Annotated in this window: 13 protein-coding genes, 1 tRNA gene and 1 riboswitch; of the genes, 3 read left to right on the top strand and 11 right to left on the bottom strand. The window is 70.3% G+C overall.

Going from position 1 to position 16,266, the window contains the following annotated elements; all coding sequences use genetic code 11:
• Positions 1-82 precede the first annotated feature (82 nt).
• Entirely contained in the window at positions 83-313 is a 231-nt protein-coding gene (locus tag ACIGO6_RS17950) for a DUF4287 domain-containing protein (protein ID WP_399876857.1), read from the top strand.
• 82 nt (positions 314-395) lie between these two features.
• Here the strand turns inward: ACIGO6_RS17950 and ACIGO6_RS17945 are convergent, their stop codons facing one another.
• The 3 genes from ACIGO6_RS17945 to ACIGO6_RS17935 all read right to left on the bottom strand — a co-directional run bounded on the left by ACIGO6_RS17945 (position 396) and on the right by ACIGO6_RS17935 (position 3,217).
• Positions 396-1,331, bottom strand: coding sequence for a Bax inhibitor-1/YccA family protein (locus tag ACIGO6_RS17945; RefSeq protein WP_399876855.1), 936 nt, complete (start codon positions 1,329-1,331; stop codon positions 396-398).
• 148 nt (positions 1,332-1,479) lie between these two features.
• Entirely contained in the window at positions 1,480-2,658 is a 1,179-nt protein-coding gene (locus ACIGO6_RS17940; RefSeq protein ID WP_399876852.1) for a 4-hydroxybenzoate 3-monooxygenase, read from the bottom strand.
• A 472-nt stretch (positions 2,659-3,130) separates the two neighbouring features.
• A tRNA-Leu gene (locus ACIGO6_RS17935) sits at positions 3,131-3,217 on the bottom strand.
• A 426-nt stretch (positions 3,218-3,643) separates the two neighbouring features.
• Between ACIGO6_RS17935 and ACIGO6_RS17930 the strand changes: the two genes are divergently transcribed.
• Entirely contained in the window at positions 3,644-4,414 is a 771-nt protein-coding gene (locus ACIGO6_RS17930; RefSeq protein ID WP_399876849.1) for an ABC transporter ATP-binding protein, read from the top strand.
• 48 nt (positions 4,415-4,462) lie between these two features.
• A complete protein-coding gene (locus tag ACIGO6_RS17925) occupies positions 4,463-6,991 on the top strand; it encodes an ABC transporter permease (protein WP_399876846.1) in 2,529 nt (842 codons plus the stop codon).
• Between the two features lie 100 nt (positions 6,992-7,091).
• On the opposite strand, the gene ACIGO6_RS17920 is transcribed toward ACIGO6_RS17925, so the two are convergent.
• From ACIGO6_RS17920 to ACIGO6_RS17885, 8 genes are all read right to left on the bottom strand, one after another.
• The gene (locus ACIGO6_RS17920; protein ID WP_399876843.1) at positions 7,092-8,393 is read right to left on the bottom strand and encodes a class I SAM-dependent methyltransferase; all 1,302 of its coding nucleotides are present in this window, start codon (positions 8,391-8,393) and stop codon (positions 7,092-7,094) included.
• A 219-nt stretch (positions 8,394-8,612) separates the two neighbouring features.
• Positions 8,613-10,013 (bottom strand): NAD(P)/FAD-dependent oxidoreductase, encoded by a 1,401-nt coding sequence (locus ACIGO6_RS17915; protein ID WP_399876841.1) that lies wholly within the window; start codon positions 10,011-10,013, stop codon positions 8,613-8,615.
• 432 nt (positions 10,014-10,445) lie between these two features.
• The gene (locus ACIGO6_RS17910) at positions 10,446-11,387 is read right to left on the bottom strand and encodes an exopolyphosphatase (protein WP_399876838.1); all 942 of its coding nucleotides are present in this window, start codon (positions 11,385-11,387) and stop codon (positions 10,446-10,448) included.
• Positions 11,384-11,923 carry a DUF501 domain-containing protein gene (locus ACIGO6_RS17905; protein ID WP_399876836.1) on the bottom strand — a complete coding sequence of 180 codons (540 nt, stop codon included), beginning with the start codon at positions 11,921-11,923 and terminating at the stop codon, positions 11,384-11,386. The genes ACIGO6_RS17910 and ACIGO6_RS17905 overlap by 4 nt, the downstream gene beginning before the upstream one ends.
• A gap of 29 nt (positions 11,924-11,952) precedes the next feature.
• Positions 11,953-12,432: a septum formation initiator family protein gene (locus ACIGO6_RS17900; protein WP_399876835.1), complete on the bottom strand. Its 480-nt coding sequence runs from the start codon at positions 12,430-12,432 to the stop codon at positions 11,953-11,955.
• A 134-nt stretch (positions 12,433-12,566) separates the two neighbouring features.
• The gene (gene eno / locus ACIGO6_RS17895) at positions 12,567-13,856 is read right to left on the bottom strand and encodes a phosphopyruvate hydratase (RefSeq protein ID WP_399876832.1); all 1,290 of its coding nucleotides are present in this window, start codon (positions 13,854-13,856) and stop codon (positions 12,567-12,569) included.
• A 278-nt stretch (positions 13,857-14,134) separates the two neighbouring features.
• The gene (locus ACIGO6_RS17890) at positions 14,135-14,851 is read right to left on the bottom strand and encodes a transglycosylase family protein (RefSeq protein WP_399876830.1); all 717 of its coding nucleotides are present in this window, start codon (positions 14,849-14,851) and stop codon (positions 14,135-14,137) included.
• A gap of 4 nt (positions 14,852-14,855) precedes the next feature.
• Positions 14,856-15,022: riboswitch (cyclic di-AMP (ydaO/yuaA leader) on the bottom strand.
• 183 nt (positions 15,023-15,205) lie between these two features.
• On the bottom strand, positions 15,206-16,261 hold the full coding sequence (locus ACIGO6_RS17885) for a transglycosylase family protein (RefSeq protein ID WP_399876828.1): 1,056 nt from the start codon (positions 16,259-16,261) through the stop codon (positions 15,206-15,208).
• Positions 16,262-16,266 lie beyond the last annotated feature (5 nt).

Raw genomic sequence — 16,266 nt, 5'->3', positions numbered from 1 at the left:
GCGAGACTGTTGCCAACGGGCGAACGCTCAGGCACGGTGACCTGAAGGACCGGCTTACATCCCCTTTCGTCCGGAGGCGCCGATGTCCCAAGTCTTCTCCGAGGAGACCCATCGCAATATGCTCGCCCGCATCCCCCATTGCACCGGTCGTGAGATCTCCGACTGGCTGCGCACCGTCGAGGACGGCCCCTCCCTCTTCCGCTTCGAGGAGAAGGTCAGCTGGCTCCGCAGTGAACACGACCTCGCGTACGGCCACGCGAAGGCGATCATCCACGAGTACGACCTGAGAAGGGCCGCGCGCAAGCTGCTCTGAGTGTGCGCCGTCCCCACGACACGACGAAGGGCCCCGGGCTTGCCCGGGGCCCTTCGTCACTGGTCGTCGCTGCTGGTCGCTACTAGTCGCTGCTGTTCAGGATCGCGATCAGCCGCAGGAACTCCAGGTACAGCCACACCAGCGTCAGCGTGAGGCCGAAGGCGGCGAGCCAGGCCTCCTCGCGCGGGGCGCCGTAGGCCAGGCCGTCCTCGACCTGCTTGAAGTCCATGGCCAGGAAGCAGGCGCCGAGGATGATGCCGACGATGCCGAAGACGACACCGAGCGCGCCGCTGCGGAAGCCGAGGCCGTCTCCGCCGCCGAAGACGGCGAACAGCAGGTTCACCATCATCAGGAAGACGAAGCCGAGCGCGGCCGCCATCACGAAGCCGTAGAAGCGGCGGTTGACGCGGATCCAGCCGGCCTTGTACGCGATCAGCACACCGGCGAAGACCGCCATCGTGCCGATCACGGCCTGCATGGCCGCGCCGTCGGCGATGCGGTTGTCGACGACGCTGGAGACGACGCCGAGGAAGACACCCTCGAACGCCGCGTACGACAGGATCAGCGCGGGCGAGGCCTTGCGCTTGAAGGACTGGACGAGCGCCAGGACCATGCCGATCAGCGCGGCGCCGATGCCGATGCCGTAGGACCGGCCGATGTTGGCGTCGTCCACGGGCAGCAGCGCCCACGCGAGCGCGGCCGTCACGATGAGCGTGCCGAGCGTGCTCGCCGTGCGGATGACGACGTCGTCCATCGTCATCCGGCCGGTGGTGGCCGGCGCCTGCGGCGGCGCGCCGTGCTGCAGGTCCTGCTGGGCGTACGGGTTCTGCGCGTACGGGTTCTGGGCGTACGGGTTACCGGCGGGCTGGGCGTACGGGGTGCCCTGCGCGCCCTGCGCGTACGGGTTGCCCTGCGTGGCGACGGCGGGGCCCCCGGCCTGCGGCGCGGCGTTGAAGCCCGCGTAGCCGTTGTCGCGGCTGAACCCCCGTCGCGAGAAGACCGGGTTTCTGCTCCTCATTTCACTCCTCCATGGCCACACTGCGCAGCCTTGGCTCAAGAGTAATAGAACGGCAAAGGAATGACCCTACTGCTTGGGGAGGATCTTTCCCTGGCACTGACGGACAACACGCTACGCGGAACAGTGATTCCCCTCACTGCCGGGGCGTTCACCCGATCGGGAAGCCGGTGTAGGCCTCGGCGAGGTCGGTCTCGGCGGCGCGGGAGCCGGCGATCCGGTCCAGCCGCGCCACCTGGAGGCGGTCGTCGAAGGGCGTGGCGTCGGGTGCGCGGTGCAGCAGCGTCGTCATGTCGTACGAGAAGCGCTCGGCCTGCCAGACGCGGCGCAGGCAGGTCGCGGAGTAGGCGTCGAGGAGCTCGTCGGAGCCGGTCCGCGTGCGGTGGGCCAGCGCCCGCGCGAAGGTGACGACGTCCCCGACGGCGAGGTTGAGGCCCTTGGCGCCGGTCGGCGGCACGATGTGCGCGGCGTCGCCGGCCAGGAAGAGGCGGCCGTGCCGCATGGGCTCGTGGACGTAGGAGCGCATCGGCGTGACCGACTTCTGGGTGATCGGGCCGCGGGCCAGCGTCCAGTCGTCGGCGGTCTCGAAGCGGCGTTCCAGTTCGTCCCAGATCTGCTCGTCGCTCCACGTCTCGGCGTCGGTGTCCGCGGGGACCTGGAGGTAGAGGCGGGAGACGGACGGGGAGCGCATGGAGAGCAGGGCGAAGCCGCGGTCGTGGCGGGCGTAGACCAGCTCGTCGTGGGAGGGGGCGACGTCGGCGAGGATGCCGAGCCAGCCGAAGGGGTACGTCCGCTCGAAGGTGCGCCCGTCCGGGACCGCCGCGCGGGCCACGCCCCAGAAGCCGTCGCAGCCGACGACGTAGTCGCACTCCAGGACGTCCTCCGCGCCGTCCGGACCGCCGTGGCGGAAGCGGACGCGCGGGTGGTCGGTCTCGGCGCCCTCCACGGCCAGCGCCTCGGTCTCGAACAGCAGCGGGCCGCCCTCCTTGAGCTGGAGGGCGATGAGGTCCTTGCAGACCTCGGTCTGGGCGTAGACCATGACGGACTTGCCGCCGGTGAGCGCGGGGAAGTCGACGCGGTGGCGGCGCCGGTCGAACCGCAGCTCGATGCCGTCGTGGCGCAGCCCCTCGCGGTCCATCCGCTCCCCGGCCCCGGCCTCGCGCAGGACGTCCACCGTGCCCTGCTCCAGGATTCCGGCGCGCTGCCGCCGCTCGACGTAGGCGCGGTCGCGGCTCTCCAGGACGACCGAGTCGATCCCGGCGTTGTGGAGCAGCCGGGCCAGCAGGAGTCCGGCGGGGCCGGCCCCGATGATGCCGACGGTGGTGCGCATCGGTCGTTCCCTTCGATCGGCGTCGTTGCCATGAACACGTTGTTCGCGTAGTGAAATTTCCTTCACTTCTGCTCAGCTGAGTTTCTGCGCCTGGGGTGCCGCTGTCAACGGTTTCCGGCGGACTCGGGCCATCACGTACCAGGGCGCCCTCGGTGTCGACGGCGAGTCCGGTGGACCCGGAGGCCTCGATCCGGCGGATCCCGGGCAGGCCCGCCACCCGGGTGGGACGCGCGGAGCTGTGCTCCGACCGGTCCCCGTCGCCCAGCGCACCGCTCACGCCCCGGCCCCAGGCCCGGACCGCGCCGTCCTCGTCGAGGGCGTGGGCGAGGTATCGCCCCCGCCGCGCACATCCCGGAGCACGGTGAGCCGCGTGCCGTCGGTGTCCGTCGGAGCGCAGGGCGAAGGAGTTAAGCCCGGCCCCGTGCGAGGGAATCCGGGGGACATGTGGAGGGGGCGAACGCCGGCACAGCGGTGGTGCCCGGAGCCGGACTTGAACCGGCACGCCCGCGAAGGGGCAGCGAGGTTTAAGCTCGCCGTGTCTGCATTCCACCATCCGGGCAGGCCATGGGCTCCGCGTCGATCGTCTTGAGCCTATCGGGACGCACCCCGCGAACAGTGGGCGGGCGGACCGATGTTGTCTTATTTTATTGGCGCCTGAGGGGGCATCAGCTCCCGGGTCGGGCCATCCCTACTTGCCAACAGCCTGGCGGGCGGCGGTCGGCCACGCATACGGAATGACGTAATTTCACCGCCTCGACCAGGACGCCCGCCCCGTTCTCACGCCCCCGCGCGCGGCGTGCTCGCCAGGTACCTGTCAGGGGCGGACGTCAGGGGCGCACGTCATCCTCAGGTAGTACACCGGGCCGGGGCGTCCGACCGAAGTCGCCCCCCGGAACCGGAACAGCGGCTGACTCCACGGCGCCCGACGGCCGGAAGGATGGAGAACGTCCCCGAGCACACGCCGTACCGACAGGAGCGCCCTTCCGTGACCACCGCACCCATCGCCGACCGGTCCACCGCCGTGGCCGCACGCGCCACGGAGCTTTCCAAGATCTACGGCCAGGGCGAGACCCAGGTGGTCGCCCTGGACCGCGTCTCCGTCGAGTTCCGGCAGGCCGAGTTCACCGCGATCATGGGCCCGTCCGGCTCCGGCAAGTCCACGCTGATGCACTGCGTCGCCGGGCTGGACACCTTCTCCTCCGGCTCCGTGCGCATCGGCGACACCGAACTGGGCTCCCTGAAGGACAAGCAGCTCACGAAGTTGCGCCGGGACAAGATCGGCTTCATCTTCCAGGCGTTCAACCTGCTGCCGACGCTCACCGCGCTGGAGAACATCACGCTCCCGATGGACATCGCGGGCCGCAAGCCGGACAAGCAGTGGCTGGACTCCGTGATCCAGATGGTCGGCCTCTCCGGCCGCCTCGGTCACCGTCCCTCCCAGCTCTCCGGCGGGCAGCAGCAGCGCGTGGCCGTGGCCCGGGCGCTGGCCTCCCGGCCGGAGATCATCTTCGGTGACGAGCCGACCGGAAACCTCGACTCGCGCTCCGGCGCCGAGGTGCTGGGCTTCCTGCGCAACTCCGTGCGGGAGCTGGGGCAGACGGTCGTCATGGTCACCCACGACCCGGTGGCCGCGGCCTACGCGGACCGGGTGGTCTTCCTCGCGGACGGCCGCATCGTCGACGAGGTGTACGGGCCGACGGCCGACTCGGTGCTGGACCGCATGAAGCGGTTCGACGCCAAGGGCCGCACCAGCTGACGCGCCCCGTCCGCTCCCCCACCCCGTACCTCCGGACAGAGAAGACCCATGTTCCGTACCGCCTTGCGCAACGTTCTCGCGCACAAGGCCAGGCTGTTGATGACCGTGCTCGCCGTGATGCTCGGCGTGGCGTTCGTGTCGGGCACCCTGGTCTTCACCAACACCATCTCCGACGCCCTGCAGAACAGCTCCGCCAAGGGCTTCGACCAGGTCGACGTGGCCGTGACCGCCGAGTACCAGGACTCCGAGGGCGACAAGGTCGGTGAGCTTCCCGAGCTGACCGAGGCCCTCCTCGACGACAGCGCGAAGGTGCCCGGCGCGGCCTCCGCCATCGGCGTCGTGTCCGGCTTCACCGCCGTCGCCGACAAGGACGGCGACCTGATCGGCGACGGCTGGAGCACCAAGGGCGGCAACTACTGGGGGCAGAAGGACCCCCGGTACCCGCTGACCGACGGTCGCGCGCCGAAGGGCGAGGGCGAGATCCTCATCGGCTCCAAGACCGCCGAGCGCACCGGTTACGGGGTCGGCGACACCGTGCGGATGTCCGTCGACGGCCCGGTCATCACCCCGAAGGTCGTCGGCGTCTTCACCACCGATGACGGCGGCGTCGCGGCCGGCGGCAGCCTCACTCTCTTCGACACGGCGACCGCGCAGAAGGTCTTGGGCAAGCCGGGCACGTACGACGAGATCGACGTCAAGGCGAAGGACGGGATCTCGCAGGCCGCGCTGAAGGCGCAGCTGGACCAGGCGCTGCCGAAGGACCTCGTCGAGACCACCACCGGCGAGAAGCTCGCCGACGACCAGGCGGAGATGATCGCCTCGTCGATGAGCGGCATGAAGCAGGGGCTGCTGGTCTTCGCCGGCATCGCGCTCTTCGTCGGCACGTTCATCATCGCCAACACCTTCACGATGCTGGTCGCCCAGCGCACCAAGGAACTGGCCCTGATGCGCGCGGTCGGCGCCTCCCGCCGGCAGGTGACGCGGTCGGTGCTGATCGAGGCGTTCGTGGTCGGCGTGGTCGCCGCGGTGACCGGTCTGCTCGCGGGCATCGGCATCGGGGCCGGGATGCGTTCCCTGATGGGCTCGATGGGCGAGGTCGTGCCCGACGGGCCGCTGGTGGTCTCGACCGACACGATCGTCGCAGCCCTCGCGGTCGGCGTCCTGGTGACCATGCTGGCGGCGTGGCTGCCGGGCCGTCGCGCGGCGAAGATCCCGCCGGTCGCGGCGATGAGCAGCGTGCACGCCAAGGCGACCACCAAGTCGCTGGTCCTGCGCAACACGCTGGGCGCGCTGGTCTCGGCCGCCGGCGTCGCGGTCGTCCTCGCGGCGACGACGATGAGCGGCTCGGACGGGCAGGCCCCGATGGGCCTGGGCGCGGTGCTGCTGATCATCGGCGTGTTCATCCTGACGCCGCTGCTGTCCCGCCCGCTGATCGCCGCCGCGGCGCCGGTGCTGCGCGTGTTCGGCGTCTCCGGCAAGCTCGCCCGGCAGAACTCGGTGCGCAATCCGCGCCGCACCGCCGCCACCGCCTCCGCGCTGATGATCGGCCTCACCCTGATCACCGGCATGACGGTGATGGCGGGCAGCCTGCAGAAGTCGATCGACAAGATGGCGTCGGCGGCGATCGAGGCCGACTACGTGGTCTCCATGGCCAACAGCACCCCTCTCTCCCCGGACGTCGCCGAGAAGCTCGCCGAGGCCGACGGGGTCACCGCCCTCAGCCCGCTGCGCAACGCGGAGTCCCGCATCGACGGGCAGACCGAGTACCTCACCGGCGTCACCGGCTCCGCCATCGGCAGGCTCACCGACCTGAAGGTCGAGCAGGGCGCCTTCCAGGTGGGCGGCACCGACGTCGTCGTGGACGCCGACACGGCCAAGGACCACGGCTGGAAGGCCGGCTCCGCCTTCACCGTCGCCTACGAGGACGGCAAGAAGCAGCAGTTGAAGGTCGCCGGTGTCTACGAGGGCAACGAGATGATCCGCGGCATCATGGTCGACCTGCCCACCGTCGCCCCGCACCAGTCGGACCCGGTCGACATGCAGGTGATGGTGAAGATGTCCGACGGGACCTCGTCGGCCGCGAAGGACAGCCTGGTGAAGGCGCTGGAGACCAACCCGGCGATCAAGATCCAGGACAAGCAGGACATCTCCAACGAGATCGCGAAGATGTTCACGCTGATGCTGAACATGCTCTACGGCCTGCTGGCCATGGCCGTGATCGTGGCCGTCCTCGGCGTCATCAACACCCTGGCCATGTCGGTCTTCGAGCGCTCCCAGGAGATCGGGATGCTCCGGGCGATCGGCCTGGACCGCAAGGGCATCAAGCGGATGGTCCGCCTGGAGTCCCTGGTGATCTCCCTCTTCGGCGGGGTGCTCGGCATCGGCCTGGGCGTGTTCTTCGGCTGGGCCGCCGGCGAGCTGATGGGCACGACGATCGCGACGTACGAACTGGTCCTGCCCTGGGGCCGGATCGGCGTCTTCCTGCTGCTGGCCGCCGTGGTCGGTGTCCTGGCGGCGCTGTGGCCGGCCCGCCGGGCGGCACGGCTGAACATGCTCCAGGCCATCAAGGCGGAGTAACGGGAGCAGGCGGTACGGACGAGTCCGGTACGGACGAGAAGGGCCCCGTTCCCGGGTGGGAGCGGGGCCCTCGCGCGTCGGCCAGGGGTGGGACCGGGACTCAGTTCCAGGTGCGGGCGCGCAGCGGCATCCCGGAGCCGCCCGCTTCCGGGGTCTTCACGGCGAGGACCTGGTTGACGCCGATGCGGTTGCGCTCGAAGGCGACGGCGGAGGCGGCCATGTACAGCCGCCACACGCGGGCGCGGCCGGGGCTGACGAGCCGGACGGCCGCCGCCCATTCGGACTCCAGGTTGGCGACCCAGCGGCGCAGGGTGAGCGCGTAGTGCTCGCGGATCGACTCCACGTCGCGCACCTCGAAGCCGGCGCGCTCCAACTGGGTGACGGTGGTGCCGACGGGGGCGAGTTCGCCGTCGGGGAAGACATAGGCGTCGATGAACTCGTCGACGCGGTAGGTGGATTCGTCCCGCTGGGGGCGGCGGGCGATCTGGTGGTTCAGCAGCCGTCCGCCGGGCTTGAGGAGCGCGAACAGGTCGGTGGCGTACTCCAGATAGCGCTCGGCGCCGACGTGCTCGGCCATGCCGATGGAGGAGATGGCGTCGTAGGGCCCGTCGGCGACGTCCCGGTAGTCCTGGACGCGGATCTCGACCCGGTCGGTGAGTCCCTCGTCGGCGACGCGCTTGCGGGCGTACGCGGCCTGCTCGTGGGAGAGGGTGACACCGACGACGCTCACGCCGTGCTCACGGGCCGCGTGGATCGCCATGGAGCCCCAGCCGCAGCCGACGTCCAGCAGCCGCTGACCGGGCCTCAGCCCCAGCTTCCGGCTGACCAGTTCGAGCTTGTCGCGCTGCGCGTCCTCCAGGGTGCCGCCCTCGGACTCGGGGGCCGGCCAGTAGGCGCAGGAGTACACCATGGACGGGCCGAGGACGAGTTCGTAGAAGTCGTTGCCGACGTCGTAGTGGTGGCTGATGGCTCGCCTGTCGCTGCGCTTGGTGTGCAGGTGGGCGCGGGAGCGGCGGACCTCCTCCGGCGGCGGGGCGGGCGGCAGCGGCGGGCCGGCGAGCCTGACCAGGCCGCGTACGGCGGCCCGGACCTCCGGGTCGCGGAGCGCCTCGGCGAGGCCGCGGGCGTCCTCACCGCGCTCCCAGACGAGGCCGGCCATCAGGCCGAGGGTGGTGAAGAGGTCGCCGTCCACGTCGACGTCGCCGGCCACCCAGGCGCGGGCCAGTCCGAGTTCGCCCGGCTTGAACAGCAGGCGGCGCAGGGCCCTGCGGTTGCGGACGACGAGAGTGGGCGCGCCCGGCGGACCCGCCTGCGAACCGTCCCAGGCACGGATGCGCACCGGGAGGGGCGCCCCCAGCAACTGTTCGAAGAGGTTCTGCAGCCGCAGCGCGGCGTCAGCCATGGCGTACCTCCAAGACGAGCGATCCCGGACATGTCCAACACCACGTAAACACCTGGGAGCCCGCCGTACAGTCCCCGGCGCGCGTTACGAGACAGCAAAATACTTGTACACACCACGAGTACTGCCGCGGATGTGCGCGGGGCAACGCGAAGGGGCCGCCCGCACCACGGATGGCGGGCGGCCCCTTCGGGGACTGCTACGGCTGGGAGTGACCGGAGGTCAGGAGGCCTTGGCCTCGGTCTTCGCCGCCGGCTTGTCGCTCTTGTCGGCCTTCGGCGCGGCCGGTGCCGGCTTGGCGGCCTCGTAGAACTCCTCGCGCGGGCTCTCCATCGCACCGAGGGAGACGACCTCGCGCTTGAGGAACATGCCGAGCGTCCAGTCCGCGAAGACGCGGATCTTGCGGTTCCAGGTCGGCATCGCGAGACCGTGGTAGCCGCGGTGCATGTACCAGGCGAGACGTCCCTTGAGCTTGATCTTCATCTTGCCCATGACGATCATCGCGACGCCCTTGTGGAGGCCGAGGCCCGCCACCGCGCCCTTGTTGGCGTGGCTGTACTCCTTCTGCGGGAAGCCCCGCATGCCGGAGACCACGTTGTCGCCGAGGACCTTGGCCTGGCGCAGCGCGTGCTGGGCGTTCGGCGGGCACCAGGCGTTCTCGTTGCCCGCCTTGCGACCGACGAGGTCGGGCACCTGGGCGTTGTCGCCCGCGGCCCAGATGTAGTCGGTGCCCTGGACCTGGAGGGTGGGCGCGCAGTCGACGTGACCGCGGGGGCCCAGCGGAAGGCCGAAGCGGGACAGGGCCGGGTTCGGCTTGACGCCGGCCGTCCACACGATGGTGTTGGAGTCGACCTCCAGGCCGTTCTTCAGCACCACGTGGCCGTCGACGCAGGAGTCCATGGAGGTGGACAGGTAGACCTCGACGCCGCGGCCCTCGAGGTGCTCCTTGCCGTACTGGCCGAGCTTGGGACCGACCTCGGGGAGGATCTTGTCGGCGGCGTCCACGAGGATGAAGCGCATGTCCTCGCGGGAGACGTTCTTGTAGTACTTGGCCGCGTCGCGGGCCATGTCCTCGACCTCACCGATGGTCTCCGCGCCGGCGAAACCGCCGCCGATGAAGACGAAGGTGAGCGCCTTGCGGCGGATCTCCTCGTCGGTGGTGGAGTCGGCCTTGTCCAGCTGCTCCAGCACGTGGTTGCGCAGGCCGATGGACTCCTCGATCCCCTTCATGCCGATGCCCTGCTCGGCGAGGCCGGGGATCGGGAAGGTGCGGGAGACCGCGCCCATGGCGATGACCAGGTAGTCGAAGGGCAGCTCGTACGCCTCGCCGACCAGCGGGGCGATCGTGGCGACCTTGCGGTCCTGGTCGATGGTGGTGACCCGGCCGGTGAGGACCTCCGCCTTGGGAAGCACGCGCCTGAGGGGGACGACGACGTGCCGCGGGGAGATGTTGCCGGCGGCGGCTTCGGGGAGGAAGGGCTGGTAGGTCATGTACGACCGCGGGTCGACGACGGTGACGGTCGCCTCGCCGTAACGCATCTTCTTCTGGATGCGTCGAGCTGCGTACAGGCCTACGTACCCACCGCCTACTACGAGGATCCTGGGACGCTCCGTGGTGCTCATGCCATCGAGTATCCACCCGTCCCAGGGGGGTGGTTCGTGCGCCCCTTCACAAGCTCATGTAAGGGCTGTGTTACCATTCGCCGCCCACGTGACCTAGGTCATGGTGAGGAAGGGAACCAGCCCGCTCCCCACCCCGTTGTCAATGCCGCGTGAGCTGCCCGTCCGCAGCGCCGGGGGCGGTGGACCACCCTCCCCGACCCTCGCTCCGGGACCCCCTCCGGACACCGCCCTGAACACGTTCAAAGGGCAGTCGAACCCCCAAAAGGGTCAACCGGCGCACTTTCGTCGTCCGACAGGGCCAAATTCCTTGTGAAGAACTTCACGAAGTTTCCCGACGGGATGTCATCAGGGGGCCCTCACGGGCCCCCCGAAGGCGCTCAAACGGTGTCCGGCCTGCTCAGACCACGAGCTCTCAGGCCGCCGGCCCAGGGCCTAGGCGACCGACCACGCGATGCCGTCCAGGATGTCGTGCTCGCTCACGACGACCTCCTCCGCACCCGTGCGCTCCATGATCGTGAGCAGTACGAGGGCCCCGGCGGCGATCACGTCGACACGGCCCGGGTGCATCGAGGGCACCGCCGCACGCTCGGCGTGGGTGGAGTGCAGCAGCCAGTCGGTGATCTCGCGGACCCGGTCGCGGGAGATCCGCGAGTGGTGGATGGCGGCCGAGTCGTACTCGGGCAGCTCCTGCGCGATCGCGGACACCGTCGTCACCGAGCCGGCCAGCCCCACCATCGTGCGCGCCTCGCGCAGCGGCACGGTCCGCTCGGCCAGGTCCAGGGCGGCCACGATGTCGGCCCGCATCGCCGCGACCTGCTCCGACTCCGGCGGGTCGGTGACCTTCCCGTCGCGCACCAGGTGCCGCTCGGTCATCCGCACACAGCCGACGTCCACCGAGCGGGCCGCGCGCACATGGTCGTCGCCGACGACGAACTCGGTCGAGCCGCCGCCGATGTCCACGACCAGGTAGGGCTTGTCCAGGTGGTCCCGCCCCGCCAGCTCCCTGGTGGCGCCGGTGAAGGAGAACTCGGCCTCCTGGTCCCCGGAGATGACCTCCGGCTCCACACCGAGGATGTCGAGCACCCCGCGCACGAAGTCGTCCCGGTTCTCCGCGTCCCGGGAGGCGGACGTCGCCACGAAGCGCAGCCGCTCCACGCCGTACTCCTTGACGACCTCGGCGTACTCGCGGCAGGCGGCGAAGGTCCGCTCCAGCGCCTCGGGCGCCAGCCGCCCGGTGCGGTCGACGCCCTGGCCGAGCCGCACGATGGTCATGCGGCGGTCCAGGTCGGTCAGCTCGCCCGTGGCCGGGTCCGCGTCGGCGACGAGCAGCCGGATGGAGTTCGTACCGCAGTCGATGGCGGCGACACGGGTCACTGGGCGTCCTCCTCGGCCGTCTCGTTGACCGTCACGCACGGCCCCTTGCGCCACCACTCGGGCAGCATCGCGATCGCCTCGTCGCCCAGCGGGTTGACCCCCGGCCCGGCCGCCAGCGAGTGGGCGACCAGCACGTGCAGGCACTTCACGCGGTCCGGCATGCCGCCGGCGCTCGGGAAGCCGGTCAGCTCCTCGATCTCGTCGCGGCGCCGGATGTAGTCCTCGTGCGCGGCGCGGTAGGCGGCGGCGAGCACCGGGTCGGTGGCGAGGCGCTCGGTCATCTCCTTCATCACGCCGTTCGCCTCCAGCGTGCCGATCGCGGAGGCCGCCTTCGGGCACGTCAGGTAGTACAGCGTGGGGAACGGCGTGCCGTCGGGCAGCCGCGGCGCCGTCTCCACGACGTCCGGCTGTCCGCAGGGGCAGCGGTGCGCGATGGCGCGCAGGCCGCGCGGGGGCCGCCCGAGCTGCTGCTTGAACGCCTCGACGTCCGCGTCGGTGGGCTCGGTGCGCTCGGTGGTCGGCGGGGGAGTCTGCATGACTGTCTTCTGCTGGTCTTCCTGTTGAGTCACTGCCGGCGGGCGGCGTCGGCCTTGTCGACCGCGGCCCAGACGTTGCGGTACCAGGGGCGGTCGGCGGCGCCGACATCGGTGCGCGTCTGCTCGGCCGCGTCCGGGTCGACGACGACGAATCCAGTCTCCCCCGGCATCACGTAGTGCAGCCGCAGCCGGATCTGCTGCTCGGCGAAGGCGTCGTCCTGCCAGCGTGCCTTGAGGTCGCGCAGGTCCTCGACCCGCTGCCGGGTCGCCTCCTGCTCCTGCCGGAGGTCGGCGATCTCGGCGCGCTGGGCGACGTACTGCCGTATCGGGTAGGCGAGCGCCACGACGAGCGAGCAGAGCACCATCGCGAGCAGCGCGGCCCGGCCGGTCAGCCGGGAGCGACGGGCCTGGCGCTTGGTCTGCGAGCGGTAGACCCGGGCCGCGGTCTGCTCCCCGATGATCCGGATCCTGGTCGCGGTGGAGAAACGGTCCCGGTCCTTCACGGCCATCTGGTCTCCGCCTCCCGTGCACGCGCGTACGTCCCCGCACACGGTACGGGACCGAGTACGGGGACGTACGTACGACGCTGCCTACTTACGGGGTTCAGCCCTTGCTGTGCCTACTGGTCCGCGGAGCGCTGTGCCTACTGGTCCGCGGAGCGGAACCGCGGGAACGCGCTGCGGCCGGCGTACACCGCCGCGTCGTCGAGGATCTCCTCGATGCGCAGCAGCTGGTTGTACTTGGCGACACGCTCGGAGCGGGCCGGGGCGCCGGTCTTGATCTGGCCGCAGTTGGTGGCGACGGCCAGGTCGGCGATGGTGACGTCCTCGGTCTCACCCGAGCGGTGGGACATCATGCACTTGAAGCCGTTGCGCTGGGCCAGCTCCACGGCGTCCAGGGTCTCGGTCAGCGAGCCGATCTGGTTGACCTTGACGAGGAGCGCGTTGGCGGCGCCGTCCTCGATGCCGCGAGCGAGGCGCTCCGGGTTGGTCACGAACAGGTCGTCGCCGACGAGCTGGACCTTGTCACCGAGCTTGTCGGTGATGGTCTTCCAGCCCTCCCAGTCGTCCTCGAACAGCGGGTCCTCGATGGAGACCAGCGGGTACGCCTCGACCAGCTCGGCGTAGTACTCGGTCATCTCGGCGGCCGTGCGCTGCTTGCCCTCGAAGGTGTAGGCGCCGTCCTTGTAGAACTCGGACGCGGCGACGTCGAGCGCGAGGGCGATCTGCTCGCCGGGGGTGTAGCCGGCCTCCTTGATGGCCTCGAGGATGAGGTCGAGGGCCTCGCGGTTAGAGCCGAGGTTCGGGGCGAAGCCGCCCTCGTCGCCGAGGCCGGTGGCCAGGCCCTTGCTCTTCAGGACCTTCTTGAGGGTGTGGTAGACCTCGGTGCCCCAGCGCAGCGCCTCGGAGAAGGACTCGGCGCCGATCGGCGCGATCATGAACTCCTGGATGTCCACGTTGGAGTCGGCGTGCGAGCCGCCGTTCAGGATGTTCATCATCGGCACCGGCAGCAGGTGCGCGTTCGGACCGCCCAGGTAGCGGAAGAGCGGCAGGTCGGACGCCTCGGATGCGGCGTGGGCGACGGCGAGCGAGACGCCGAGGATGGCGTTGGCGCCGAGCGAGCCCTTGTTGTCGGTGGCGTCCAGGTCGAACATCGCCTGGTCGATCAGGCGCTGCTCGGTGGCGTCGTAGCCGACCAGCTCCGGGCCGATCTGCTCGATGACGGCGAGGACGGCCTTCTCGACGCCCTTGCCCAGGTAACGGCCCGGGTCGCCGTCACGGAGTTCGATGGCCTCGAAGGCGCCGGTGGAGGCACCGGACGGCACGGCGGCACGACCCGTGCTGCCGTCGTCGAGGCCGACCTCGACCTCGACCGTGGGGTTGCCTCGGGAGTCCAGGATTTCCCGGGCTACGACGACGTCGATGGACGGCACGAGCATCTCCTTCTTCAATGTGACGCTTCGGTGTGACGCGGGTCCGCAGGACCACAGGGGCTCTGCGGGACGAGCCTAACCGGCTCCGGGCGATCGGCCAGCCGGTCGCCCACCCCATGGACAGAACCGAGAGTAAATTGTTTCCGAACGGAACAAAGACGTTCCCGGAAACCGGGACGGAAACAGGGGCGGCAACAGGGGCGGTAGCAGGGCATAGAAATCCCGCCCCGGTGCGTACGGGGGAACACGCACCGGGGCGGGAGCAAGGGGGCCGCTGCCTACTTCAGGTGCAGCTGCTGACCCGGGTAGATCAGGTCGGCGTCGTCGACGATGTCGTCGTTCAGCTTGAACAGCTTCGCCCAGCCGCCGGCGACGTCGTGCTCCGCCGCGATCGAGCTGAGGGTGTCACCCTCGACGACCTTGTACTCGCCGTCGCCCTTCTCGACCTTCTCGCCGGTCGGGGTGGTGACGGTCTTCTTCTCGGCCTGCTTCTCGGCGGCCGGACGCTCGGAGGAGCGGGAGGCCTTCTGCTCGGTGGAGCGCTCGGCGGTGGAGCCGCTGTCCTGGCTCTGCGCGCTCTCGGAGCTGCCGGAACCCTGCGAGGAGCCGCCACCGGTGTACGCGGCGTTCGACAGGCCGGTGCCGCAGACCGGCCAGGCACCCTTGCCCTGGCCCGCGAGCACCTTCTCGGCGATCTGGATCTGCTGCGCCTTGGTCGCCCGGTCGGCGGTCGCGGCGTACTGCGTACCGCCGAAGGCGGCCCAGGTGGAGCTGGCGAACTGCAGACCGCCGTAGTAGCCGTTGCCGGTGTTGATGGCCCAGTTGCCGCCGGACTCGCACTGGGCGACGGCGTCCCACTCGGCCTCGGTGGCGGCGGAGGCGTTGCCGGCCGCCATCAGCGGAGCGGCGACGGCGGCACCGGTGACACCGGCGACGGCGATGACTCGGGTGGCCTTGGACGGACGACGGTGCTTGCCCTTGCCGGAAAACAGCATGGATCGATCCCCTCACCGACGCCTGCGAGGTGAGCTGTCGGGTTCGGGCCGGTTGAGTTGCCCGGCCGGGTTCCTCACGGAACTCGGCTCCACCCCTAGCCGCTCCGGCTCAACTGCCCGGTGCGGCACTTACCTTGGGTCCCCCGCTCCTGCCTGCGGCGCTTGACGCGACGACTGTTCCCGGGCTGCCGCTGGCAGGATTCGGCGTTGCGGCAACCGGGGCCCGCGATGACGAGCGGTCATGACCGTAGACACGCGCTCCGCGGATTTTCAAAGACGATCACGGCTTCTGAGACCTATATCTCACTAGATCCAAAACGGACATAGGACCTCTAACCGTGACGCGAACTCCCCCTACTTTTCGCCCGATTCGCCCGTGACCGTGAGCGTCTGACCGGGCAGGATGTGGTCCGGGTCGACCCCGACGACCTCCTTGTTGCCGGCGTAGAGCGAACGCCACCCGCCGTCGAGCTCGAGCGAGTCGGCGATGCCCCACAGGCTGTCGCCGGAACGGACGGTGTACGCGCCGCCCACGACCTCTCGCGCCTCACCCTCGTCACGCGAGGCGTGCCGGCCCGACGACTCGGCCGTACGGCCGTCCACTGCGCCCTCGTCGGCGCTGTCGCCGCGATGACGGCCCGAACCCGACTCCTCCTCGGTGCCGGTGAGGTTCGAAGAACCGTCACCTCGCTCCACCTTGTCCGTTTCATCACCCTTGGTGGTGGCTTCGGCCGAGCTGACGGACTGCTGCGGGTCGGCGCTCCCCGAGGGGTCGGATTCGGTGGACGCGCCTGACTTGGCCGATTCGTCCTCGGTGCTCGACGAAGGACCGGAAGTGGCCGAGGAGGAGGGCGAGGGCGACGTTCCGGCCGTCGGCTCCGACGTCCCGGCCGAACCGGAGGATCCGGATGAGTCGGCCGAACCGGACGAGTCGGTCGATCCGGTCGACTCAGGGGCGGTCGACGTCCCCGGCGCCTCCGACCCCCCCGTCCCCTCCGACGCACCGTCACCCGTGCCGCTGCCCGTGGACGCCGAGTCGTTGCCCAGACCCGCGAGCAGGCCGCAGGTCGGCCAGGCGGCGATGCCCTGGTCCGCGTGCAGGTTCTCGGCGACCCGTATCTGCTGCGAGCGGCTGGCCTGGTCGGCGCTCGGCGCGTACTCCAGACCGCCGTACTGCTCCCACACCTCCTGGGACAGCTGCAGGCCGCCGTAGTACCCGTTGCCACTGTTCTGGCTCCAGGAACCGCCGGTCTCGCACTCGGCGACCCGGTCCCAGTTCGCCCCGTCGGCCGCGTGGGCGCCGGTGGCGCCGAGGAGGGGGATCGCGATGGCGGAGCCGGTCACTCCGGCGGCGACGACCAGGGCGGGAGCCTGGCGGGGGCGGCGGTGACGACCGTTCCCGGAGAGCATGCGAC

Source organism: Streptomyces sp. NPDC053750, assembly GCF_044544295.1.
Lineage (GTDB): Bacteria > Actinomycetota > Actinomycetes > Streptomycetales > Streptomycetaceae > Streptomyces.
This window is presented reverse-complemented; position numbering and strand designations above follow the sequence as displayed.

Excerpts from the sequence above, each read along its gene's own strand:
- ACIGO6_RS17900 (WP_399876835.1), bottom strand. The coding sequence starts at position 12,432 with ATGGCCGTGAAGGACCGGGACCGTTTCTCCACCGCGACCAGGATCCGG.
- ACIGO6_RS17950 (WP_399876857.1), top strand. The coding sequence starts at position 83 with ATGTCCCAAGTCTTCTCCGAGGAGACCCATCGCAATATGCTCGCCCGC.
- ACIGO6_RS17940 (WP_399876852.1), bottom strand. The coding sequence starts at position 2,658 with ATGCGCACCACCGTCGGCATCATCGGGGCCGGCCCCGCCGGACTCCTG.
- ACIGO6_RS17905 (WP_399876836.1), bottom strand. The coding sequence starts at position 11,923 with ATGCAGACTCCCCCGCCGACCACCGAGCGCACCGAGCCCACCGACGCG.
- ACIGO6_RS17915 (WP_399876841.1), bottom strand. The coding sequence starts at position 10,013 with ATGAGCACCACGGAGCGTCCCAGGATCCTCGTAGTAGGCGGTGGGTAC.
- ACIGO6_RS17945 (WP_399876855.1), bottom strand. The coding sequence starts at position 1,331 with ATGAGGAGCAGAAACCCGGTCTTCTCGCGACGGGGGTTCAGCCGCGAC.
- ACIGO6_RS17925 (WP_399876846.1), top strand. The coding sequence starts at position 4,463 with ATGTTCCGTACCGCCTTGCGCAACGTTCTCGCGCACAAGGCCAGGCTG.
- ACIGO6_RS17885 (WP_399876828.1), bottom strand. The coding sequence starts at position 16,261 with ATGCTCTCCGGGAACGGTCGTCACCGCCGCCCCCGCCAGGCTCCCGCC.
- ACIGO6_RS17920 (WP_399876843.1), bottom strand. The coding sequence starts at position 8,393 with ATGGCTGACGCCGCGCTGCGGCTGCAGAACCTCTTCGAACAGTTGCTG.
- ACIGO6_RS17890 (WP_399876830.1), bottom strand. The coding sequence starts at position 14,851 with ATGCTGTTTTCCGGCAAGGGCAAGCACCGTCGTCCGTCCAAGGCCACC.